The 23,139-nt window shown below is 45.1% G+C and carries 17 protein-coding genes; 11 read left to right on the plus strand and 6 right to left on the minus strand.

The window, feature by feature from the left end:
- A partial coding sequence (locus tag DXZ20_RS34795; protein WP_163703711.1) for a CBS domain-containing protein occupies nucleotides 1-956 on the plus strand: 956 nt, incomplete at its 5' end.
- A 108-nt stretch (nucleotides 957-1,064) separates the two neighbouring features.
- Here DXZ20_RS34795 and DXZ20_RS34800 read toward each other — a convergent pair.
- Nucleotides 1,065-2,264 (minus strand): amidohydrolase, encoded by a 1,200-nt coding sequence (locus DXZ20_RS34800; protein ID WP_163670799.1) that lies wholly within the window; start codon nucleotides 2,262-2,264, stop codon nucleotides 1,065-1,067.
- A gap of 381 nt (nucleotides 2,265-2,645) precedes the next feature.
- On the opposite strand from DXZ20_RS34800, the gene DXZ20_RS34805 reads away from it, so the two are divergent.
- The 3 genes from DXZ20_RS34805 (at nucleotide 2,646) to DXZ20_RS34815 (ending at nucleotide 6,348) form a co-directional block, all read left to right on the plus strand.
- Nucleotides 2,646-3,371 carry a DUF928 domain-containing protein gene (locus DXZ20_RS34805; protein ID WP_163670797.1) on the plus strand — a complete coding sequence of 242 codons (726 nt, stop codon included), beginning with the start codon at nucleotides 2,646-2,648 and terminating at the stop codon, nucleotides 3,369-3,371.
- 424 nt (nucleotides 3,372-3,795) lie between these two features.
- Entirely contained in the window at nucleotides 3,796-4,464 is a 669-nt protein-coding gene (locus tag DXZ20_RS34810; RefSeq protein WP_163703102.1) for a response regulator, read from the plus strand.
- The gene (locus DXZ20_RS34815; RefSeq protein ID WP_163703103.1) at nucleotides 4,465-6,348 is read left to right on the plus strand and encodes a sensor histidine kinase; all 1,884 of its coding nucleotides are present in this window, start codon (nucleotides 4,465-4,467) and stop codon (nucleotides 6,346-6,348) included.
- An 888-nt stretch (nucleotides 6,349-7,236) separates the two neighbouring features.
- On the opposite strand, the gene DXZ20_RS34820 is transcribed toward DXZ20_RS34815, so the two are convergent.
- A complete protein-coding gene (locus DXZ20_RS34820; protein WP_163670791.1) occupies nucleotides 7,237-7,542 on the minus strand; it encodes a hypothetical protein in 306 nt (101 codons plus the stop codon).
- Nucleotides 7,543-8,241: 699 nt separating this feature from the next.
- Between DXZ20_RS34820 and DXZ20_RS34825 the strand changes: the two genes are divergently transcribed.
- From DXZ20_RS34825 to DXZ20_RS34835, 3 genes are all read left to right on the plus strand, one after another.
- Entirely contained in the window at nucleotides 8,242-9,141 is a 900-nt protein-coding gene (locus DXZ20_RS34825; RefSeq protein WP_163670788.1) for a response regulator transcription factor, read from the plus strand.
- A 160-nt stretch (nucleotides 9,142-9,301) separates the two neighbouring features.
- Nucleotides 9,302-9,604 (plus strand): hypothetical protein, encoded by a 303-nt coding sequence (locus DXZ20_RS34830; RefSeq protein ID WP_163670787.1) that lies wholly within the window; start codon nucleotides 9,302-9,304, stop codon nucleotides 9,602-9,604.
- Between the two features lie 462 nt (nucleotides 9,605-10,066).
- Nucleotides 10,067-11,779: a WD40 domain-containing protein gene (locus DXZ20_RS34835; protein ID WP_163703104.1), complete on the plus strand. Its 1,713-nt coding sequence runs from the start codon at nucleotides 10,067-10,069 to the stop codon at nucleotides 11,777-11,779.
- Between the two features lie 10 nt (nucleotides 11,780-11,789).
- On the opposite strand, the gene DXZ20_RS34840 is transcribed toward DXZ20_RS34835, so the two are convergent.
- The 3 genes from DXZ20_RS34840 to DXZ20_RS34855 form a co-directional block, all read right to left on the minus strand.
- Nucleotides 11,790-12,698: a TraB/GumN family protein gene (locus DXZ20_RS34840; RefSeq protein ID WP_163670783.1), complete on the minus strand. Its 909-nt coding sequence runs from the start codon at nucleotides 12,696-12,698 to the stop codon at nucleotides 11,790-11,792.
- Between the two features lie 251 nt (nucleotides 12,699-12,949).
- On the minus strand, nucleotides 12,950-16,240 hold the full coding sequence (locus DXZ20_RS34845; RefSeq protein ID WP_163703105.1) for an NACHT domain-containing protein: 3,291 nt from the start codon (nucleotides 16,238-16,240) through the stop codon (nucleotides 12,950-12,952).
- 392 nt (nucleotides 16,241-16,632) lie between these two features.
- Nucleotides 16,633-18,240, minus strand: coding sequence for a glycosyltransferase family 39 protein (locus tag DXZ20_RS34855; RefSeq protein WP_163703107.1), 1,608 nt, complete (start codon nucleotides 18,238-18,240; stop codon nucleotides 16,633-16,635).
- A gap of 1,704 nt (nucleotides 18,241-19,944) precedes the next feature.
- On the opposite strand from DXZ20_RS34855, the gene DXZ20_RS38875 reads away from it, so the two are divergent.
- Genes DXZ20_RS38875 through DXZ20_RS34870 form a run of 4 tightly spaced genes read left to right on the plus strand, consistent with a single transcriptional unit; the run spans nucleotide 19,945 to nucleotide 21,223 of the window.
- Entirely contained in the window at nucleotides 19,945-20,241 is a 297-nt protein-coding gene (locus DXZ20_RS38875) for a hypothetical protein (RefSeq protein WP_250566027.1), read from the plus strand.
- Nucleotides 20,181-20,564, plus strand: coding sequence for an AAA family ATPase (locus DXZ20_RS38880; RefSeq protein WP_250566253.1), 384 nt, complete (start codon nucleotides 20,181-20,183; stop codon nucleotides 20,562-20,564). The genes DXZ20_RS38875 and DXZ20_RS38880 overlap by 61 nt, the downstream gene beginning before the upstream one ends.
- Before the next feature lie 12 nt (nucleotides 20,565-20,576).
- Nucleotides 20,577-20,897 (plus strand): hypothetical protein, encoded by a 321-nt coding sequence (locus DXZ20_RS34865; protein ID WP_163703108.1) that lies wholly within the window; start codon nucleotides 20,577-20,579, stop codon nucleotides 20,895-20,897.
- Nucleotides 20,898-20,938: 41 nt separating this feature from the next.
- Nucleotides 20,939-21,223, plus strand: coding sequence for a hypothetical protein (locus tag DXZ20_RS34870; RefSeq protein ID WP_163703109.1), 285 nt, complete (start codon nucleotides 20,939-20,941; stop codon nucleotides 21,221-21,223).
- Between the two features lie 114 nt (nucleotides 21,224-21,337).
- On the opposite strand, the gene DXZ20_RS34875 is transcribed toward DXZ20_RS34870, so the two are convergent.
- Nucleotides 21,338-23,139 (minus strand): helix-hairpin-helix domain-containing protein (locus DXZ20_RS34875; RefSeq protein ID WP_250566028.1); only part of this gene is annotated, 1,802 nt, incomplete at its 5' end.

Raw genomic sequence — 23,139 nt, forward strand, 5'->3', positions numbered from 1 at the left:
GTGTTTTGATCGTAGATAATGATCAGACCATTGGCATTTTTACCGAGCGCGATATTGTCAGACTGACTGCCGATGGTGTGGATTTAAGCGCGCTCACCGTTGCTGATGTCATGACATCGCCGGTCAAGACCCTACAACAGTCGGCGTTTCAAGATATTTTTGCGGTCCTATTTTTATTCCGTCGCTATCGGATTCGGCATTTGCCCATCGTTGATGAGCACAATAAACCCGTGGGTATTGTCACCCCCGATAGTATTCGGCGGGTACTGCGTCCGGCAAATTTGCTCAAGATGCGGCGGGTTGCGGATGTGATGTCCACCAATGTGATCCATTCGTCGCCCAATACGCCGGTGATGCAGCTGGCTCAGCAGATGGCAGAGCACCGAGTCAGCTGCATTGTGATTGTCGAAGTGGATAGTCATGATACCGACCGCCGTGAGCTCCAGGCCTTTACGCCCATGGGCATTGTCACAGAGCGCGATATTGTGCAATTTCAGGCCCTGGAGCTAAATCTACAGCGATTAACGGCTCAGGATGTGATGAGCACACCGCTATTTTTGTTAGAGCCTACGGATTCTTTGTGGACAGCTCACCAAGCAATGCAAACACGCCATGTGCGCCGTCTGGTGGTGTCCTGGAATTGGGGCAGTGGTTTGGGCATTGTCACCCAAACCAGTCTGCTGAGAGTATTTGATCCCATTGAGATGTACGGCATCATCGAGAGCCTTCAGCGTACCTTGCACCAAATTGGGGAGGGCTCCCCCTCAGCCCAGAATCTGAGGACAACGCCCCAGCCTGCGAACAACGCAGACCAGATCACCAACCTACTATTTGATATTGAAACTAAGCTACTGGGCTTATCAGATGACGCTAATGTGAGGTCAGATCAGCAACAGGGTTTGGTGCAAGGTGCATTGCGATCGCTACAGCAGGTACAGGCAATATTGGGGCAATAGGGGGTATTGGTTCTTAGGTATTGGTTCTTAGGTATTGGTTGATTGTTGTTAAATGGGTGCTCCCCATTAAAGGCCTTGAACTAAGAGCCCGTAACCAATAACCAATACCTACCCCCCCTTCCCCTCAACCTGTTGCCAATACTCATAAACGCTGGTTGCCATCGTCAGCACACCAGTTGCGATCGCCTCCTCATTCACTTCAAACTTAGGGTGATGCAGCGGATGATTGTGTCGTCCCTCAAATCCGACGCCTAAGCGGAACATGTTGCCAGGTACCCGTTCGGTGTAGAGGGCAAAATCTTCAGAGCCCATGGAGGGTTCAGCTAGCCATTCGATGTGACTATCGCCCAGGGCAGTTTGGGCGGCATTGGCAACGATGGCCACTAAGTGGTCGGTGTTGATCACCGAGGCCACTCGCCGCTGATAGTTAAGTTCGTACTTAGCGCCATGCATGGCACAGACCCCTGCGACAATTTCTTCGATCCAGATGGGGAGTTTGGCATAGATGTCAGGCTGAAGCGATCGCACCGTTCCCTGCATGACGACGCGGTCAGCGATGACGTTGGCCGCTTTGCCCCCAGAAATTTTGCCAATGGTAATGACAGCAGGATGTAGCGGGTTTAGTCGCCGGCTGATGGACTGCTGTAGGGTGGTCATCACCTGGGAGGCCACCCAAATGGCATCAATGGCCTCATGGGGGCGAGCGCCATGGCCCGACTCGCCAATGATGACAATCTCTAGATCATCCGCTGCTGCTGTTAAGACGCCGCGTCGCAGTCCAACTTTACCGGCCTTGATACTGGGAAACACATGTACCCCAAAGATCGCCGCCACATCTGCTAGGACATCATCGGCAATCATCCACTTCGCCCCCTGCACCGTCTCCTCAGCGGGCTGAAATAAAAATCGCGTGGTCCCAGCAAAGGGCTGCTGTTCAGTCAGTTCTGCCAGCACCATGGCGGTACCTAATCCTACGGTGGTGTGCACATCATGGCCACAGGCGTGCATAATGCCCCGATTTTTAGAAACAAAGGGCAAATCCACCTGCTCGGGAATGGGCAAAGCATCCATGTCCGTACGTATGGCCAGGATGTCAGAAATTTGTCCAGTGCCTTCTAGATTGGCAACAACACCGGTTTTGCCAATCATTTCTTGCACATGAAATCCGTAGGATGACATCACCCCCGCCACATAGGCAGCCGTTTGGTATTCTTGACCACTCAGTTCTGGATGGGCGTGGATGTGACGACGAATTTCGATCAGGCGGGGGGTGATTTTTTGGGTAATGGCTTGAATCTGGCTGAGCATTGCGGAAAATACTGACTACTGAATGTTGACTAAGGTAAGCGGAAGACGACGGCGTTGCTAGGCAGCGGTCTGAATTAAGCTGCGAGATGCTGAGAATTGACAGGGCATTGCTGATCCTTGGGATAGCTTTAGTTGTAAGACACCGTTCAATAGCAATCGCTCTAGACCGGTGAATCCTCTGAATCAGCAATTGCATTGGCAAATTTTCGACAAAAGCATACTTCAAACTGGTAACGATGACTGTTTATATGGCGTAGGGTCGTTGGATAAAAGATATCCGTGAAAGGAAAACTAGCTGCTGCTGGAAAACGTCCTATATATTTAAGAAAACTGGGGCAGAGTTCGAGAGTTGTGAATGGTGGTGTCTATCGTGGAATCAAAATGAAAAATCATTCCTTGATAAAAGTTTTAGGCATTGTCTGGGTGGCTAGCAACCTGAGTGCGATCGCATATGCTGATTATCAGCCCACCAGATCAGACGGCTCAGCGCCTGAGGGTGTCACCATATCAACCGCCCCCCGTTATTTTCAGCCGGTTAACCCCTCTGCGCCGCAGTCCCCCAGCACACCCACCGGCACCCGACGTGGCGGTTGCTTTAGCGGCGAATCTGCGCCGAGTATTTTTGCCCCTAAGGGCTTTGTTGGGATTACAGCTAACACTCAACCCCAACTGACTTGGTTTTTACCAGACGATGAGCCTGTTCCCGTGGAGTTTAGCTTCTACACGATCGATGCATCGGGCTCCTATGAACTAGAGCATTTACAAATGCTGTCCTATGAACCGGGCATCAACCAGTACCAGCCGCCAGTGGAACTGCAATCTGGAACACGGTATCTATGGCAGTTGGTATTGCAGTGTAACCCCAATCGCCCGTCTTCGGCGCTGGTTTACGAAGCTGAAATTGAGTTTGTTCCCATGTCAGTCAGCACTATTTCTACGACGGCCAACGCCTCGGAAAAAGCTGAAACCTATGCTATGGCTGGTTATTGGTATGATGCCATCTCAATTTTGGGCCAGGGTGAACAGCCCGATGTGGTTGCCATGCGCAGAGCGTTGCTGAATGATTTGGCCATTCTAGAAGATGCGATCGCAACTCCTGAGCATTGACCAGCTGTCACTGATTGTCTTAATTTAATGCAACGGTGGATAAGTCACCATAGGGTGGTTCAACTGGGTTTGGAGCAACCTTTGCCATGGCCTCAGCAACAGGCCGAGCAACAGCGTAGGGTGCTGGGGTATGGGCGCAACATGTTTACTAGTGTTTCAGTCCGCTGAACAACCAGCGAGTATACCCCTAGGCCTGCTAGAAATAAAGGATAGGGAAAAGTTGCAGCTCAGTTTAGATAACCTGACTCCAGACACTATGAACTCCACATCGCTTCAATGGGAATTGAATAAAAATCAACAAATATTTCAACTCTTTATGCCGGGGCGTTGTCGGATGATATGGAGTGATGTCGAGGTGAGTTGTGAGTTTTGCGGGTCTTTATCCCAGTCCCTAATCAACCTTGATCGGAGCAATTACTAGACTATGCCAACTACATCAGAGCTGCCCCCTAAGTTAATTGTGATTGTGGATGATCATGAGGCTGTCCTGGCAGGCACCCTCAATCTGTTGCAAACGCAATATCCAGACACCAAATTTCTAACTGGCCAAGATGCTCAATCTGCAAAGGATATCATTGCCCAAGATCAGCCTGATCTGGCGATTATGGATCTTTCTATTCCTCCCCAGGCAAATGCGCCTGCTCAAACAGAGGTTGGCATTCAGCTGCTGCGCGATCTGATGACGGACTACCCACAGCTTAATTTTGTTGTGCAAAGTGCTCATGTACGTTCTTTAGTACGGCTCAAGCCTGCCATTGAAATGCACCAGGGTGGGTTCACCATTTCTGATAAAAGTGCCCCCATGCGAGAGATGTTGACCAAGGTGGACTGGTCGCTGCAAGGTTTGGTCTACACGCCGCGCGAGATGCGGGTCAAACTAGAAGTGAAACCGGAATGGTTAGAGGTATTACGGTTGGCGTTTCAAGAGGGGTTGCAAGATAAAACAATTGCAGAAAAGATGTGCATATCTGAGCGCACCGTACGACACTATTGGACCAGAGTGCAGGATGCCCTGGGGGTATATCCAGATGAGGGAAAAAATATGCGCATTCAAACAGAAATTCGGGCGCGTCAGGAGGGTCTGTTGGATTAAATGGGCACACGCGTCTTCAAACGGTGGCTGCTTGATGGTGTCCGGGGCATTTTACCTGGGATTCCCATTGTTGGTGCTGTGGTGGCGGCTCGACTCCTGGGTATTTTTCAACCCTTTGAGTGGCAGGCGTTGGATGCTGGGTTGCGATCGCGACCCGCAGAAATCACCGATCAGCGCATTACAGTAGTTGCCATCACTGAAGAAGATATTCAAGCCATTGGCGAATACCCACTGCCCAGTGGAGTATTGTCCGATTTACTAACAGACGTGAATCAGTATCAACCCACCGTCATGGGTTTGGACATATTGCGCGACATCCCCATAGAACCCGGTCACAAGGATTTTATTAAAACGATCCAAGACCTGGACAACTTAGTTGTTATCAACAAAATTTTACCGCCCAGTATTCCTCCCCCTACCGATGCTCCAGAATCTCGCATCGGTTTTGTTGACACTCTGTTAGACGATGATGGTTTTGTTCGTCGTAGTCTCTTAGGGGCAACAGATGAGCACAATAACTATCGTTTTTCCTTCACCATCCGCCTGGCTGAAGCTTACCTGGTTCAAGCAGGGCTAATGCTCGAAAATGGCCTTCGTAACCCTAGCGCTATGCGGTTTGGGTCTGTGGAGCTAGTACCCTTTGAACCCAACACAGGAGGATATGTTCAAACAGATGCAGGGGGTGAGCAGATACTCATCAATTTTCGCAGCGGCTCCACCCCATTTGACATCATTACCTATCAAGATATTCAAACTGGGGAGTTCTCTCCAACCCTGCTTAAAGATCGCCTTGTTTTAATTGGAGTCACCGCCCAAAGTGTCAAAGATATCGTCAATACCGCTGCTATTGATGGCTTTAACCCTGGTTTGGTAACCGGTGTAGAATTACAGGCCCATGCCATTAGTCAAATTATCAATGCTGTTTTAGATGATCGCCCTTTATTAAGGGGGTGGCCCGACTGGGTCGAATATACTTGGATTGTCGGCTGGGGTATGTTGGGCATTGTCTTAGCCCGTTTCAAAATTAAAGCCACCTATTACTTTGTCAGCCTTGTCATCCTGGTCTTAGGCCTAACATTTATCAGCTATGGATTGTTATACATCGGCTGGTGGATTCCGCTCATTCCCGCTGCCGTTGCCTTCTTCTTAAATGGTGTCGCCCTATATCCCTCCTATAGAAGACAATATGAGCTGACGCTACGTCTAGAAGATCGTCAGCAGCTTATAGAGCGCACATTTGACCAAATTCACAACGGGCCACTGCAAAAATTGTCGACTATCTTGTCGCGTGTATCCGAAGACCCAAATTTCTCTTCTGACCTACATCGTGACTTACGATCCCTCAATCAAGAATTGCGGGGTATCTATGAAGCCATGCAGCAAGAGTTTCTGGTTGAGGAGAGCTGTTGTTTACAGCTAGATGGTAACCGCATTATTCGATTAAATCAGCCGCTGCATGAAATGCTCTATGAGGTCTATGAACATACGTTACAGCGCAATGAATTCCCTCACTTTGAAGGCATTAAAGTCCACATTAGAACTTTCGAGCCGATGTTAGAACAAGGCTTAAGTGATGATCGCAAGCGAGAGATTGGCCGCTTTTTAGAAGAAGCCCTCTGCAACGTGGGTAAATATGCCAGAAGTTGTTCTCGCTTAGTGGTAATTTGTCGTCAAGAAGACTCTAAAAATATAATTCGCGTTGTAGATAACGGGGTGAGTCAAGATCCTAATCAAAATTATCGACGGATTGGTCGAGGCACTCAGCAAGCAACTAAGCTAGCTAACCATCTGGGCGGTCACTTTGAACGTCAACGTTTGGAACCCCGTGGCGTCTGTAGTGAACTTTATTGGTCCACACGCAAAGCAAAGTGGACGTCCCGGTGAGGCAGCCAGCCAAGGCACCACAATGCCCGATGATTTTCAATGCAAAGACGAGTCACTCCTATCAAAGTGGAGAGGAGTGACTTAGAACGTTTGTTTCCTACGACCGCTCTGTTAGGGAGTTGAAGCCCTCTTCGGAAACAATAAAGGTGAGGAAGCGACAAAAACTCACCACCGCCCTAGTCTATAGGTTGCGTGTTGCTCAAACCTTTGACGTCGCTCTCCTTCAAGGTCTGATAATGGGACATAGCGGTACAACACCCAGCCAACACAGTTTCAGGCTGTATAACCTGATACGCTCAAAGATAACGAGCAAAAATCAAAAATTATTCGTTGCTTCATATCTGCTTAAGCTTTGCTCCATATTTTGCAGTATTTCTCCATATTTGTTTATTTATTAGGAGACTCAGATCAGCCTTTATAAATTCAAGACGTGCTATCTATTGTCTTGCAATATGGAGCGAGCTGATTTGCTGGATTGAAATTAAGGTATCCGCCAGTGCTGGTTAAGGAGACAAATCGAACTATAGGATCCCCTAAATTATGATGGTTCAGATTTCAGTCTTTTGAGGAGCAACAATGCTAGACATCATAAATCACGATAGATGTGCCCATCATGTCTGACCGTGGCTAAGTTGCTTAAGGATGCTAGCTGATCTTCAGACTATACCTTAGTTGTATAGCCTGAAAAGTTATAATAATTTATTCTAATAGAAAATCAAAAGTCACCAACGTTTCTTATGTATTAAAATAATTTCCTACGCCTTCTTCTTTGTGAGAAATTTCTCATGAAAAACAGCAAATAATCAACTGATTTCTCATGAGAAATACAAAGAATCTGGTCGCTACTGGTGACCAGATATTTTATTTAAACGCCATTTAAATAAAATATTAATTATCTGCAAAGTATGACCAATCTAAGCATGTTTGATTCAAAATATTTGCCATTGTGCAAAGTCGACTCGCGACTTGAGGTGCTCGTTCAAAGTTAGAACCCCAATTCTTGATCGTCTTTTCAGAATAGCCAGTAATGCGATGCAGCTCTTTAATACAAAGTCCCTTGTATCCATATTCAGTGGGCTTAATATTATGCATCTCAGGAACCCACTTAGCGCAGTACTCGGCAGGGCTCAAAGGCTTGTCCATAAACTCGTCTATACCTGATTTCCTTATTTTGGTTCTTTTTACAGTTTGCATTGTGGATTGGTTAGTGTCACATAGTTGCTAATAACTAGCCAAACCATAGGTTATTTAGTCTTAAATGACGACTATTTTCACTCTAAAAAACTATATTTTTTATCTATGCATAGAATAAGTGTTTGGCTCGATTTGTGGGTTTTATTTGGCTAAACCAGAGCTTATCAAAGTTTTTATGCGAGTTCAAACGTGTACAACATGAATCTTTAGTATCAATGGCCGTAATGTTATTTTCAAAACTTATATTCTTATGCTTATAGAAAAGATAGACTTAAGCCAATTTTTCCGGAAAGGACTTAGTCAAACTTGAACCCTTAGCTAAGGTTCATCTACTGAATAAAAGTCTCCTATTCTCCTATTATTAATATTTTGATCATATGGTTTAAATTTGATTGTTCTTATGAGTTAATTGATAGTTGTGGTCCCCTTGGGGACATTGGCAGTACTCATCTGGGCTCTACCGCAAGAGTATTTGGGATATATTTCTTCAGCTAAACGGTCTGTTGTAAATTGATTTACACTGCTTGGAGATGTTGCTAGGCTGATTCTCGTAAGGCAGACCCTGACTCTATTTGGTTGATCATTCTTTTGATAGATCAAAAATATGTCTTGTTGAGAGCAAATAGAGTTATTGCCATCTTTATATAGAATGTAAAGCCTTTCGTTGGGCTTTTACCTGAAAAAAAATAATTTGTTTTCATGGTCAAAATAATACTTATAAGTGATGGTGAGTCAGACTATCAGACACTTGAACAAGGGCTTAATATATATGGATATGACGTAGTTTCAACCAATCGAGGCGATGACGGTCTCCTGTTGGCGCTGACCGAAGCTCCAGATTTGGTGATGGTAGACCTAGATGCACCCGTGGTAGATGGGTGGCAGTTAATTAAAAATCTGAAGCAATCTAGAGCTACGTGGCTGATTCCGGTTATTGTCATAGCAGAGCGATCAGTAGATGGGCAACTGCTCATTCAAGCCGGCTTTGATGCCTATGATCGGAAGCCTCTTTCCCTCAAGCACCTTTTACAAAGAATTGAAATTCTGTTATCTTCTTCAGATTCTCCTCAGGGAAAGGCAAGTACGGTGCAGCCTATTCCGTTGCAACCTCAAACAGTTGATTCTGTACAAAAGAAGATGAGTCTGGAGAAATCCTTATCTTCTACACCAGTTGTTTATGTGGATGACAATCCGACTGATAGTCAGGTGATGTCTGAGATTCTACAGAATGCGGGCTACAGCTACGTTAATATTTCTGATCCTCTACAAGCTTTGCCGCAATTATTGGAGTTAAAGCCCCAGATTATTTTTCTGGACTTAGTTATGCCCATGGCCAATGGCTATGAGCTATGTTCTCAGATTCGGCGTATTACGGGTTTCAAGAAGACGCCAATTGTCATCGTAACCAATAATAATGGCATTATTGATCGGTTGCGCTCCAAATTTGTTGGTGCGTATGGATTTTTGCATAAACCCATCAGAGAGAAACGTGTTCTGGCTATGTTAAAGAAATATGGCTGTAAACCCAATCAGACACTGGCTGATAACATGGTGCCCCTGAGTAGTCTCTCTTCATCAAATACCGTTTTTAAGCGCTAGACTTTAGGCAAAACTTTCTGTATAAAAGGGGCCTAGAGGAAATGTAAGAGAACCGTCAGGATGTGGCACAGTTACGAGGAGACTTAAATGCAGCTATTTGGCTGGTGCATCGTCACCATAGTTTGAGGCCACTGGCCCATCTGGGATGAGGCCACTAGTAATGATTGAAAGAGGTCAAAATGTTCTGTATGGGCAAAATACCACAGATATATCGGAGCATCTCTTACGCGGTACTAGAGGCTTCTCATTAGTCAATATTGTCAAGCAAGAGTCTGTGGATTTTGCAGGTGGTTATGGTTACTTGCTGGAGGCTGAGATGGACGGGATGACTGTGATGCAGTGTGTCTATGTACCAGCTGATGGGCAATATATTCGATCATTGGCAACAGGGGCACGTGGTGCGTTTAGCAATGGACTACCTGCGGTAGAAGAGATTGCTGGTTCAGTTATTGTTAATGATTAGAGGCTGTCATTACGGTTATTTGACTTATCGCGGCGCTCGCTACAAAGCCTGGTAAGTACTCAGCAGATGTGCATTGAGCATTTGCCCTGGCAACCGTCAGGGCTTTTTTCATGTGAGGATATCCTATAAAGCTCTGTCAAAAGGGTGTGAGGCTTGCCAAAATTAGGTGATGGTTGTCCCAGATAAGTCTAAGATTTGCTAGCATGACTCCAAACTTACTATATTATCGTTGTCTTTAGATTCCATGTCCCTGGGTAGCTCGGATTCAGTCGTTGTTGATTTAGAGAATAAATCTATCTGTTAAACGGGTTGATAGCCTACAGTTAATAGGTAGATTCATGCTGAAGATCAGCAATGCCCGAATGATCATCTCGGGAATAACTGTTGTTAAATGACCTAGTCTTCTCTCTATTATTGAGCGGAATCATCTAGCGAATAAAATAATTAGGCACTTTTAAGCTCATGACAAGCTTTAATTATTATTATGACGTGCTCAATTTAGAGCCAGGCAGCACAAAAGAAGATATTAAACGAGCTTATCGCCGTTTAGCCCAGCAGTGGCATCCAGATAAATTTTCTAAAAAGCCAGATCAACTGCCAGAGGCACGGGAGAAATTTGAGTTAATCAAAGAAGCCTACCACAAGCTTATTCATGCTCCCTATGGGGATACATTAAAAAATGTAAGTACTAAAATCTCAGTACGTCCTCCCAGCGCTGAGGAGCATTATCAAGAGGGGATTGGGTTGCTTCGAGCGGGTAAACGTAAACAAGCGGTTGAGAGTTTTAACCAAGCTATTCGCAAAAGGCCAAACTATTTACAAGCGTATCAGGCTAGGGCGTTTACCTTAGAACAGCTCGGTTTAGGCCTGCAAGCTAAAGCCGATTTTGAAAAGGTGGCTACGCTCAAACAGCAAATGTCGTCAGCCCCATCCTCAAACCCTGATGTGAATGGCCGACCTGATGTTGAACGTACATTTCAACGGGGGGTGCTTCAGTTCAAATCGCGAAGATATGGAGCTGCGATTGAACATTTCACTACGGTCATTCATCTTAATCCTAACCATATAGAAGCCTATCGGTATCGCAGCCAGGCCTACTTTCGTCGAGGCTATGACGATAAGGCTAATGCAGATTTTAGACGCCTGCGCGACTTGGAGCAACAAGCTAAGGAACCAGCATCAAGGCCATCGTCCTCATCGAGAAAGTCCTCACCGAGAAAGTCCTCATCGAGAAAGTCCTCACCGAGAAAGTCCTCTCATTCAACGTCTAGATCTTTGTCTAGATGGCAGTGTATTCATACGTTGTCGCGCCATACGGGGGATGTTTCTGCTGTTGCGATCGCAAGAGACGGAAAAAAACTAGTCACGGGCAGCCACGATAAAACCCTACGGTTGTGGAGCGTCAAGACCGGCAGTTTACTGAGAACCCTCAGTGGCCATAGTCAAGCAGTTCACTGTGTTGCGGTTAGTTGGGATGGTAAATTGATCGCTAGTGGTAGTGCCGATACCACCATCAAACTTTGGGATATGCGCACAGGGGAATTACTGCGCTCGTTTGGTAATTTAATCTCGGGACATTCAGCTACGGTTACGGCCCTAGCATTTAGCCCCAATAACCAGTTTTTAGTCAGTACGAGTCAAGATGCAACGGTGCGTCTGTGGTCCTTAAAGTCTGGCAAAGAAATTTATGCCCTTAAGGACTATCCAGAAGAAATCTTAGCTTTAGCCATGGGGTGGGATGGCAAAGCCATGGTTTATGGAGGAAACAGTAATCAGCTGCATATACGACACACTAAAACTGGCAAATTAATTCGTTCTTTCTCCATTGATAGCCAACCTAATCGAGCTGTAGCTTTAAGCCGCCAGAGTTCTCTTTTGGCAGTCGGTAGCGGCGACAAAATTGTGATGTGGAATCGTCAGTGCCAGAAAAAACTGTTTGAACTCAAAGGTCATACTGCTGCTGTAAGTTCCTTAGTCTTTAGTACAGGTAATCAGATTGTTGTAAGTGGTAGCTACGATCAAACAATTAAGCTTTGGAATGCAAGCACTGGACAAAATATTGATACTCTAACAGGGCATCAAGCCGCTGTCTGCTCCGTTGCCTGTAGCTTAGATGGCAAAGTGATTGTAAGCAGCAGTGCTGATACAACGGTTAAGATTTGGCAGCAGACTTAAGGCATATTTATTAGTTGTTGCCAGTTTGTTGGACGGTGTACCCCTTATCTTGTAGCAGTTGAACTACACTATCGTCACCGACTAAATGGGCAGCACCAACCACCACCAAGTAGTCTTCGGGTTGATTAATATAAGATTCAATGTCCGGCATCCAGTTCTGATTACGCTGTACCAGCAGAGCATCATAGGCCTCAGGAAAACCGGCAAAGCCCTCTAGTATCAAACTTTCAAATGTAGGGGCATCACCTGATTTCCAGGCTGAAATCATTGAACCCATTACGGTTTCTAAGGCATCTAATTCTAAAATGGTTTGCTTAACGAGGTCTGCCTGGATAGACGGAGGCATATCGTCTAAGAACCCAAATTGTTCTTCAATGGTTTCCAAGGCTAAGACATTTTTATTGGCTAGGCTCGCTTCATTGAAGAAATAGGTATCTACGCCATAGGCTGGCTCAAAGCCTAGCTGTAAGAGTTTGAAAACCGATAGGTTGATGAAGAAAGCCCAAGGTTCAAAGTTGTTAAATCCAGCGAAGGGCAGGCCTATGGCGGTAGCTGTTTCTTGTGCTAGTCGATAGGTCTCGTCATCGAGGGCGTTATAGATGACTTCATCTGGGCTATCGGGTGCTGCTGCTGCCAAAAAGGTTTGTAGAGTTTCTGGGCTTTCGGATGCACCAATGTTAACTTCAAAAACAACGGTTTCGGCATCTTCAAATGCAGCTTCAATAGGCTGAGCCAAGGGATAATCCGTCTCTCTTAAAAGATGGATGGCACCAAGCAGATACACCGTGTTGTTAGGGGATTCAATTTCCCATAGGAAGGTCTTATCTTCAGCCTGGCTTGGTTGTACTAAGCTGAAAAAAACAGCCAATGGCAGCATTGCTGTCAGGCAAGTTCTAGAGAAAGGACTTTTAATGTTCATGGCTTCTGTATTTGAAGTTTAAACATAGATAAGCTGTGCAATTTTTCAGGTCTAACACACATAGAGACTAAGTGTCATTATAGATTAAGGTTTAGTGGATGGTACGGCATCGCTAATTCTGGCGTTATCGTCATGCATTTATGTAGGATAGTGATGACTAATCCAGAGCTTAAAGGGCGCACGAATGTACGCCCTGAGTAAGACAGTGGGGTGTCTAGTAAAAATTTTAGAGCTCTCCCAGTGATAACCTTTTAGTCTAAAATTCGCTCTCTTACGATGCGAATGCTGCCCCAAGGAGATAGTCTTCCCTGAATTTGTTGTTCTAAAAGCATGGCTAACACATATGCTTTAAGTGCCTGGTTACGTTTATTTAGGTAGCTCATGTCAGATAGTTTTTTGTTCTGGGTTAGTTGTTTAATAATTTGAGTGTTTTTACCCAGGGGATGAGCTTTTGTCAAGGAATACCACATAGATGATGCCATCAGCAAATGGGCACACGTATTCATGACATTTCGTTGGGAGGCAAACTGTCGTGAAAAGCTTTGTTCAAAGTCGTTTTCAACGTGAGTAATCCACTTAGGATACATGAGATGTATAAGCCCTATCTCATTGCCACTTAATTGCTTCAGTAGCTTAGGCATCTGCTTTGTACCCGTACACCCTTTTTTGAGATCAGCAAGCAGTATTTGACCAATGGCTGTGCATTTAGACATGTCCTGTAGCTCTATAGATATGCCCTCCTCACATAATGTCCAAGCTGTTTTTAGGTCACGGATACGTGCCACTATATGATGCTCAGTCAACGTCAAAAACTCAATAAGTATTGCTAAAACAGTTTTGACAACTTTAAATGCTAAGTCCCGAATAGGATAATCGTGCAAACCAAGTCTTTTCTCAAACTGACGAAAGGTATTCCCTAATTGATAGTGCCTCAAAATAGGACTCTGATCGGTCCAACTGGCTAACTCCAGAATAGCTTTCCTCTGTTGAGAGATCCCATAACCTTTGGCTTCGGTGCGTGCTCTTTGGATTTTCTGATAGATGCTGGTGACAAGCTTTAAGGCCATTATCAGGTTATCAACAGTGGTTACATCAAGCCCGAGTCTGGTAGTGTGGTGAGAGCTAAACCTGTTATGGGGCAGCAACTCTGTGAGATTGAAAAAAGCCTTGCCATCCATCTGCTGATATTTTAGACAGACATCTATGGTTCTGGAGACTTGTGTTTTAAGTTGTTGTGCCCAGTAAATCTGATGGGATAGCTGTTGGTTAATGGCATGTCTCCAGGCTTTACTTTGGTTTAGATTAATATTTGCTAGTTGACAGATGTCATCTTGAGTACACCAGCCGCCAGATGACTGTTGCTGGATTAGTCTCTCCTGAAAAAAACTTACTTCTTCAGTGATTTTTGGTAGTCTAAACGCAAAATTGCCGTGGCCATATTTTTGCGTCAGCCAGGTGCAAAATGTAGTCGCATCCTGAGGCCGAATACCCATAATTGGCTGCAATGCCATATCAGCCGTAAAAACAGGCTTTAACCAATAGTCTGGTTGATGAGCAGCACCTGTTGATCTGCGCTGTTCATCAATAAACAATTGATATTCACAAGCCATGACATGTGTTTGATCAATCTCCAGGTTACGGGCAACGGGCACCAACCGATCAAACCGCTGAACTATTTTTACCTCTGCGGCTTTAGTGCGCAATATTGGATCATCAGAATTTAAATGGGTATCTAGGGCATTCTCTAACCGTGTCCGCAACGGCAAGTCAACCTGCATAGCTTCGGCTAAACAATCATAGACAAGTTTGAAAGCCACTACACTCTTGGTGCCTGATGTGGCTAATTTGTGAGCCTCTTCAATAATGCGAGTTGCGTTGCTTTGGGCTGCATATAAACGAATGGTTTCTGACCACCATGCATGTAAAATACGCGCAATCAAAAGATGCTCACACCGTTTATTTTTAATCATCGAAGCGGCTAAATATTCTTGAATACAGCGGTGATTAAATTCATAGAAGCCGACTTTATCACTTAAGGTCAGTAGACCAACATCGTTGACGACGTAGGAAATGAAGGTTTCAACACTAATTTTTTCACCCCCTGGACACTCATTTAAGCTTTTGCGTACAAGGTTTTGAATAGTCTGATCCTCAAGCGAGAACAGTAGTCGTTCTTTCATTACTAGCTCAAAGGCTAAACCCTGAAGCACTAAAAGCGTTTGATCAGCCGTTAGTTGAATGGCCTTTTGCTGTCCTTCAGAAACAGTGCGACGCTCGATCATCACTTTACAAATCTCTTTATACAGTGCTCCTCGTGATTTAGGCAGTTCGTACCCATTCTCATAGATGGTGATGATCATAATGAGTAATAATGGCGTACTCGTCAGCTGAAAAAGGTAGGGATTTCGCTTGATTCGAACAATCAACTCATTGGCTTTACGATGAGCTTTGACGACAGTGGCTGCTCTATCTCTTTTGTTTTTAGCGCCCTGGCTTTTCATCTCTTCGTGATGCTCATACCATGAAAGAATAAACCTCTCTGCCTGTTTGAAGTTGATCGAGCGAATTTCGAGAAATGTTGTAATTCCTTTGATGATCTCTTTGCGATCTGTAAAAGGACGAGATGTTACGATAAACGCTGAATCTGGATATAATCGAATCTGTTGAGAAATCCAGTGTCCTATTTTTGCTTGGTCTTGTTCATTACCAATTTCATCCATGCCATCGAGCATTACCAGGCAACGCCCTCGCTTTAACTGGCGATGAAACCATCCCAACGCAGGGTTTAATGTTTGAATGGATTCCTGGGTTTCGACCAATGTTGCCAAATTTTGAGATGGATCACTCAAAATAGTTGAAGTGATTTCTCTAAGGGGTAAAAAAACGGGAATTAATCGCCTAAACTTACGGGTGGCCTTAGTGCGTTTTACGCCTGAACTGGCCAATAGCAGGTACTTAAGCAGGGTGGTTTTACCAGCACCAGGATTACCCGTAATCATAATGGGTTGATATTTTCGAGTGCCCCCTCTGCTGGTCAACGATTGCCAAATGGCAGATAGACCATATTCATCGGTTGGGCGTATGGGGGTTTTGTGGTAATCGTCATAGGAGAAGTTAAAAGAGATATAGACTTCTTCTAGCTCACAGTTAAAGGCAAGATTGGCCTTAGATCCGGGGAGTTCAAAATCACCATAAAGGGTTTGTACAAACTTTTGATAGCGATCTATAAACCTTAGCGGAGCCTGATAGCGTAACAGTTGAATCAATAAGCTGACTCCGTCAAAAAGGTAATCTGCCAGAGAGTCTACTTTTTCTCCTAGCTTTGTTTCTAGTCTTTTTGTGAAACGTTGAAAGAGGTTTTTGAGAATTTCTAGAAAAACTGCTGATGTGAAGGAAAAAAAGAAAACCTCGCTGATGTCTAAATTGGATACTTTCTTACTCCAGATCAGTGCTGCTGCGATGCCACTAGACATCGCAATATTGGTGCCAAATTTCGATAAAAATAGCTGTAGCCCAGGAAATGGATTATTTGGGGTAGTCATGGCAATAGACGAACACACTCACAGGACTTATAGTTCTATATAGTTCTGGGTTATGTACGTAGTATTTGTGCCAGACCCTAAGCCGATTTCTGTAGACCCTGTTGGCAGAAACCGGCAATTGCGATCGCACCCAAGCCGATAGTAATAGTCCTCTGATGGGTCAATAGAAACTGTAGTGCTCTTAGACTAGCAGCACGAAAAATGGGAGCCTGAAACAGGACCAAGATAGAGAGAAATCAATTGCGGCTTAGCCAGTGAAAAACGACTGCGAGAGTAATCTACCACCCCAGCACAGGCAGTTAAAGCGCTTGCACTAAATAATCACCCCATTACCCCATCACTCATCCCCCCATCTACATCCCCAACCTGGGTCTTTAGTTTTGTGCAGGCAGTTAAGCCGAGTCTGACTGTGGCAATAGGCTCACTCTAAAAATTTGATAGTGGCCCACCCTACTAAATGCTTGAATATTGACAGCAGAATGATTCCACATCCAACTTTTCTCAAGCTGTCTCAAGGGTGATATCGATTGGATCTTTGCTGATATTTTTTCGTTGAAACTTCCCAGAGGTAAAGACTCTAGCATCTGTCTGAGATTTTCAATTGAAAATGTTGACTCAAATCCAATGTAGTATTTTAACCCCGGTAGAGCATTAACTCCATCCAGCGTGCGCAATACTCGGTCATCGTAGTATTTATCCTGAAATTGTTGCCAAACAATCAACTCATCTGGGGTCAGGTTATTGTTTTCATAGACACTAAAGACACTTAACTCTGGGTAGGCAACACGCAGGTAATGAAAATCTGCATATTCCCAAGGGACTAGAACAGAAAATGGCTGGTCACCTGCGTCAAGCTGAATCTTGTCGATGGCTGTTGCGAACTGATCGGTCCTGACTTCGTGCTCGGTTAGGGGTTGGATCAGGGCTGCGCTAGCAATAATACTGACCATGCCAGCCGCCCAAAGGGCTCGATAACTGGGTTTACGCATACGATTGGCCCATATCTTTAGAGTATCGAGGGCTAACCACACCAGGCCAGCCAAAGGGATAACGCTGAGGGTCAGATATCGGGTTTCCAATCGTGAAAGAATTACAAGGAATGGTACTGTTGCCAGACCCAGCCAGACGACCATAAACCATTTCCAGCGTCGGTTAGGGTTGAGCAACGCTAGGGGTAACGCTAGTAAAAATAAACCATAGGTGAGCGATAGCTGAAAAAGCTTAGCGACCAGTGGCTTAGTTTGCTGATTGGCCACTGCCATAAATTCTAAAAATTGGCTAAGGGGAATTTTTAATACAAGTAGCGTTAGGCCAAAGAGGATTAAGGAGCCAATGCCAATGGCGACGATGCGCAAGATGGCGTTCCGTAATGAGCATTTATATTGGCCAAAGAGCAGAATAGTTGCGGCGAATGAAATATATATCCATGCATGGACGTGTTTGGTTAACCCAGTGAGTGCAAGGAAAATAGCGGAGAGTATTAGCCACCTGAACCACGTTTGATGTTCAAGTGACATTAGTAGAAAGAGACAGGAAAGGGCAGCAAATAAAAGAGCGGGTATGTCAGGGCAGGTCTTAAAGGCGAGAAACACCGTCATTGGTGCAAAGAGGGAGAGAAGTGTTGCTTGACCTAATCCTTTGGCACCGGGCATGAGTAACCGCAGGGTTAGATATCCGGTTACAGCCAGGGCGACAAGCATTAGCAAATAGACTACTATGACCGAGTTAACAAAATCCAGACCTGGCCCATTAAATGCGGCAACTCCTTTAATGATTGCTATGTGGCCAAGGCGAGAAACGTTAAAGCCTGATATACCGCTGGGTTCAAAGCCTTCGTAGAGAATCTGTTGCCAGGGTATGTAGGCGGCTGTGTAGAGATAGCCTGGTTCATCCCAGTGCAGTCGGCCATCATGGCTAATCCATAACCATATGGAAATTGCGAATACACCCAATAGGAGTTCGCTCCATTTGAAGGCGATTTTCCCCCGGAGACTATTCATAAGGAGGTGTCCTGCGAGATTGTGCTAGAACAGCCGTGCCATGTTGTTTTTGCGAATCGAGCAGATTACGCGATATAAATTGGGAACCACTAAATTGGCAATCGTTGCGGGATTTGTGTCAAGGATAACACTGCTGTTAGGGAAATATACTGACAAAGCTTGAGGCAATGCTAGCAAAATTGTTCTTTCTCATGTATTAAGCTTATGAATCGTTATGATAGTTTCTGTCAATTATGTTCGGCACTGTTTTGCTAAGGGGTGAGATATTCAAGCCCTCTGTGTAAGAAGAGTTCAACAATTGTTAATTGTCTGTTAATGACCATTCAATGGTCAATGAAGCCCATCGCCATTGTTTGAGTGTTACCTTGGCCTAATCTGTAATGTGGTCGAACCTAGTTGTGCAGTAACCGTTGCATGTTCAAGGCTCTCTGTAATCTTTTTTATGTTGGGCCCTTTAGTTTTGAATTGAAGTTGCCATGTCTATGGCTTAATAATTCAAATTAAATTTGACAGCAATTGGAATTCAAGCCATATGCGTTCTTTGAGTGAAGTCATCTATCTAGCAGCCTTCGCTGGGTTCTCGTTTTGGACTGCTTCCTTTATGTCGGTTGTTTTGATAGGAGTCTTTCGTAAAGGTAGTGATCCCCTTCCAACAGTATCTAGGCTCATAGGAATATACTTCAGTAGAGCATTGGCTTTAATAGTAATTTTTGCTGGGATGGTTTGGTTGTTAGTTAGATTAACTGATTTCCCTATTTACCTGTTTAATGATGTTTCATATGTACGAATTTCCTTACTAGCTATATTTTCTGGAATAACTTCAAGCATAATCAGTATTGTCTTCCCTAACCTCTTTTTGCAGGGGCTTCCAAGCAAGGACTTGTAAGGAAGAAATTCACTTTTCGAAGACATGTACATGTACTTCTTTATCTCTTTAGCAGTTGGCTTTTTAAGCGGTATGTGCGTTCATGCTGCAACTATCATTTTTCGTTCAGAAAGACGAGACGCATTGCTACAAGAGAAAATTCGTTCAACAGTTCTTGTTGGATTACTCTGGTCGATAGCATTCCTTACTATATCTTCTATCGTCTATCTCAAGGAGAACGCGATACAGCAGAGTCAGTTACTAGCGCTTATCCTCAAGATAGGAATCGGGCTACCTTTAATTTCTATCATCTTTGAACTCTGCTACTCTGCTGTTCGTAACCATCCAGAATAGCTAGCCACAGAGTTGGAGCGCAGCAGTTTAATAATTAGAACAATTTTACTATGAACTCGTTTAAGTTAACGAGAGAAGATAAGTTGCTTGATGGAAGCGGCACTAAAATCGGTATTATCTCAAGTAAACGGGCGTATCCAAGTGTTGTGGGACCCTCGATAGATAAGAAAAAAAGGATGGGATAATAGTCCCGCCCCAAACAAAAAATATAGTCATGATTTGAATAGACCTTTCTTTCCAATCTGATGCACCCCATGGCCATCAATGCCCCAAGGCTGGCCACATTCTATACTAGATTCACCTAAACTAGGAGCACCTGCTGGTATCCCCTGTGCGGTCAATCGCCCATGAAAGTCAAATCGATTTCCATCCGTAACTTTAAGCGATTCGAGACCCTGGATCTATCCTTTGAAAATCAGGTCCTGGACGAAATTAGCGATCGCTAATTAATCCTTGGCGATAATGGCACCGGCAAAACCACTCTATTGCAGGCCATTGCCCTACCCCTGGCCCTGGCCACCCGACGTATTACTGACATTGCCGACTTCAACTGGAGCGGCTTTCTTCCTGGGCGCTACTGGCGCAACGGCGCACCCAAAATAGAACTCACTGTCACCTTTACCCCTGCCGAAAGACAGGCTACTCGCGATATCGCTCACCGCTGGTACGCTAACCAGCCAGACGACTTGCGCAGCAGTCATCCCTTTGTCAGCTTGAAACCCTGTACCAACGAGTCTTTCCTGGACGAAAATTTTACGGTGTTGAAAGTCTACCAAAACTAGACTCACCTACTGAAGAAACTGCCTACTTTCTCCTAGAAGATGAACAACAACATCACTACGATATTGCTGAAATGTCAGCGGGAGAACAGTCTATTTTCCCAATTCTTTATGAATTTGTTAGACAACAAATTGCTCACTCTATCGTTCTTATTGATGAAATAGATCTGAATCTGCATCCTCCAGTAGCTCAGCATCTAATGAAACAGCTTGTGAGATTAGAGCCTAGCTGTCAGTTTATTATCACCACCCATTCTGAAGCTGCTAGTGCCATTGCTAGTCCCCATGAATTACATCGCCTCACTGGAGGTGCCCTTTGTCTGTAACACAGCTTTACTGTGAGGAGAGATTTTGATTGTGCTTCTAGTACCGTTACCCAGCAGCCTATTGCCCTATTTGAAAATAGTATTCAAGTGGGATGGACATGGGAACGCAAAGAAATCGAAAACTATCTACTCGATCCTACCGTCGTTGAACAAACCTGGCTATCCAAGGGATGGTTTAGCCTAGAAGACTACCATCAAGCTTTGATGCAGGCGGTTGAGCGGTTGCGATTCTATACTGTAGCGAGAACAGCTCTTTCCTGTTTTGGGTTTAGGAACCGTTGGGGTAGAATGTCAGTAGTTTTCCCACTGCTGACACATTTCCCAATAGCCTAGATCAGCAGTCATGTCGCGACAAAATCACAGAAATTGTCACCATGAGTAAAGGAGATCGGCTGATTACCTCGGACAATGTTCTACAGAAATTTGATGATCTATTACCTGAATTCACTCCATCTGGACATCGGTACAATTATTTTCTGATTTATTTCTCTGGCAAAGATTTGTTTTGCGCTATGAAGCCAAGTTTAGATAACTGGCTTCCTAATCCCCAAACATCCATCCAAACCTTTACAGAACGAATTGTTGTTCAGTTAGAGCGGGCTGAAACTTCATGGACTTGGTTGCCAGAATGGCAGGCTCTTCGGCAACTATTGAAATAGCCAAATACCAAAGAAATCATCAATAGCTCAGTGTAATGGGATCAACTCAATTTGCCAGACACTGTCTGGCAAATTGGATATCGTAATAGACAGAAGAGCCCCATCAGATAATGCTTACTTCCGTCGTTTTGGCCGACTAAACTTCGCCTGCAAATCCGCCAAGCTAGCCGACTTCGGCGCAGCTTTCTCCACCGCCTGCTTCTTGCTCGGTCTCGGTGCAGCCTTCCCAGCGCCACCATCCACCGCTTTCATACTCAACCCAATCCGCTTTAACTCCTTATTAATCTCCATTACCTTCACCTTCACCACCTGACCCACTTGTACAACCTCTTTCGGGTCCTTAACAAATCGATTCACCAACTGCGAAATATGCACCAGCCCATCCTGATGCACGCCAATATCCACAAACGCTCCGAAGTTTGCCACGTTGGTAATCACCCCTTCCAATACCATGCCTTCCTTCAGGTCTGAAATCTCATTTACTCCCTCCTGGAAGCTCGCATAGGTAAACTCCGCTCGCGGGTCCCGCCCTGGCTTCTCCAACTCTTCCACAATGTCCCGCAATGTGGGCAAACCAACTGCATCCGTCACATACCGTTGCAGCTCCAGATTCTCCAGGTTCAAATCACTCAAACCCTTTTTCCCATCCACTCCTTTATCCTTCAAAATTGTTGTAGCAATGTCATAACTCTCTGGGTGCACTGCCGTGTTATCCAACGGATTCTTTCCATCCCGAATGCGTAAAAAGCCCGCACACTGCTCATAGGCCTTCGGCCCTAACTTTGCCACCTTTAACAACTGTCGCCGATTGTTAAACGCCCCATTTTCATTGCGATAGGCAACAATATTATTGGCAATGGCCGAACTAACCCCCGATACATAGGTGAGTAATTCGCGGGAAGCAATATTCAAATCCACACCCACATAGTTCACACAGCTTTCCACTGTGGCATCTAGCTTTTGCTTGAGCTGTTTTTGGTCCACATCATGCTGATACTGCCCGACACCAATGGACTTGGGCTCAATTTTTACCAGTTCCGCCAGCGGGTCCTGCAGTCGTCGAGCAATGCTGATGGCACCGCGCACGGTGATATCGAGATCGGGGAACTCTGCGATCGCAACCTCACTGGCTGAATAAATTGATGCCCCCGACTCATTCACCATCACCTTAATCGGCTTTGGATCTACACCTTTAATCACCTCCGCAACAAATGCATCGGTCTCTCGGCTAGCAGTACCATTGCCAATGGCAATCAGCTGAATATTGTGACGAGAGATCATCTCTGAGAGAATCTTTGCCGCACTCTCCTGTTTACCCGTATGGGGAAAGATCGCCTTATACTCCAGAAACTTCCCAGTTCCATCAATCGCTGCCACCTTACAGCCGGTGCGAAAGCCAGGGTCCACTCCCAACGTTGGCTTCATCCCTGCTGGGGCTGCCAACAACAGGTTTTTGATATTCACCGCAAACGTATCAATCGATTCGCCATCGGCCCAGGTTTTTTTCTCTGCAATCACCTCATTGGTGAGAGAGTTTTTCATCAACCGAGAGAAGGCATCTTTAATCAGAGTTTGATAAAACTGTCGCACCTTGGCCTGCTTAGTGCGGATCTGGCTAGTCTCTAAATGGTCAAGAATTTGGTCTTCATCACCGGTGAGATTAACCTTAAGGATGCCTTCTTTGTCACCCCGCAGCAGGGCTAGCAAATTGTGGGGAGCAAGCTTTGCGATCGCACATTCATACTTGCGATACATCTCATACTTAGTGCTGCCCTCGGGATAGTCCGGCTTAATTTTCGAGCTAAATACCCCCGTTTTTAGCAGCGTCTGCCGCACATAGGCCCGCAGATCCGATTGCTCTGCAACGCCCTCTGCCAAAATATCCGACGCCCCCTGCAACGCTGTTGCTGCATCGG

The organism is Adonisia turfae CCMR0081 (genome assembly GCF_011009555.1).
Classification (GTDB): Bacteria; Cyanobacteriota; Cyanobacteriia; order Phormidesmidales; family Phormidesmidaceae; genus Leptothoe; species Leptothoe turfae.

Bases quoted from the DNA above. Each gene is read 5' to 3' on its own strand.
- DXZ20_RS34800 (WP_163670799.1), bottom strand. From the start codon at position 2,264: ATGCTCAGCCAGATTCAAGCCATTACCCAAAAAATCACCCCCCGCCTG.
- DXZ20_RS34805 (WP_163670797.1), top strand. From the start codon at position 2,646: ATGAAAAATCATTCCTTGATAAAAGTTTTAGGCATTGTCTGGGTGGCT.
- DXZ20_RS34810 (WP_163703102.1), top strand. From the start codon at position 3,796: ATGCCAACTACATCAGAGCTGCCCCCTAAGTTAATTGTGATTGTGGAT.
- DXZ20_RS34815 (WP_163703103.1), top strand. From the start codon at position 4,465: ATGGGCACACGCGTCTTCAAACGGTGGCTGCTTGATGGTGTCCGGGGC.
- DXZ20_RS34820 (WP_163670791.1), bottom strand. From the start codon at position 7,542: ATGCAAACTGTAAAAAGAACCAAAATAAGGAAATCAGGTATAGACGAG.
- DXZ20_RS34825 (WP_163670788.1), top strand. From the start codon at position 8,242: ATGGTCAAAATAATACTTATAAGTGATGGTGAGTCAGACTATCAGACA.
- DXZ20_RS34830 (WP_163670787.1), top strand. From the start codon at position 9,302: ATGATTGAAAGAGGTCAAAATGTTCTGTATGGGCAAAATACCACAGAT.
- DXZ20_RS34835 (WP_163703104.1), top strand. From the start codon at position 10,067: ATGACAAGCTTTAATTATTATTATGACGTGCTCAATTTAGAGCCAGGC.
- DXZ20_RS34840 (WP_163670783.1), bottom strand. From the start codon at position 12,698: ATGAACATTAAAAGTCCTTTCTCTAGAACTTGCCTGACAGCAATGCTG.
- DXZ20_RS34845 (WP_163703105.1), bottom strand. From the start codon at position 16,240: ATGACTACCCCAAATAATCCATTTCCTGGGCTACAGCTATTTTTATCG.
- DXZ20_RS34855 (WP_163703107.1), bottom strand. From the start codon at position 18,240: ATGAATAGTCTCCGGGGGAAAATCGCCTTCAAATGGAGCGAACTCCTA.
- DXZ20_RS34870 (WP_163703109.1), top strand. From the start codon at position 20,939: ATGAGTAAAGGAGATCGGCTGATTACCTCGGACAATGTTCTACAGAAA.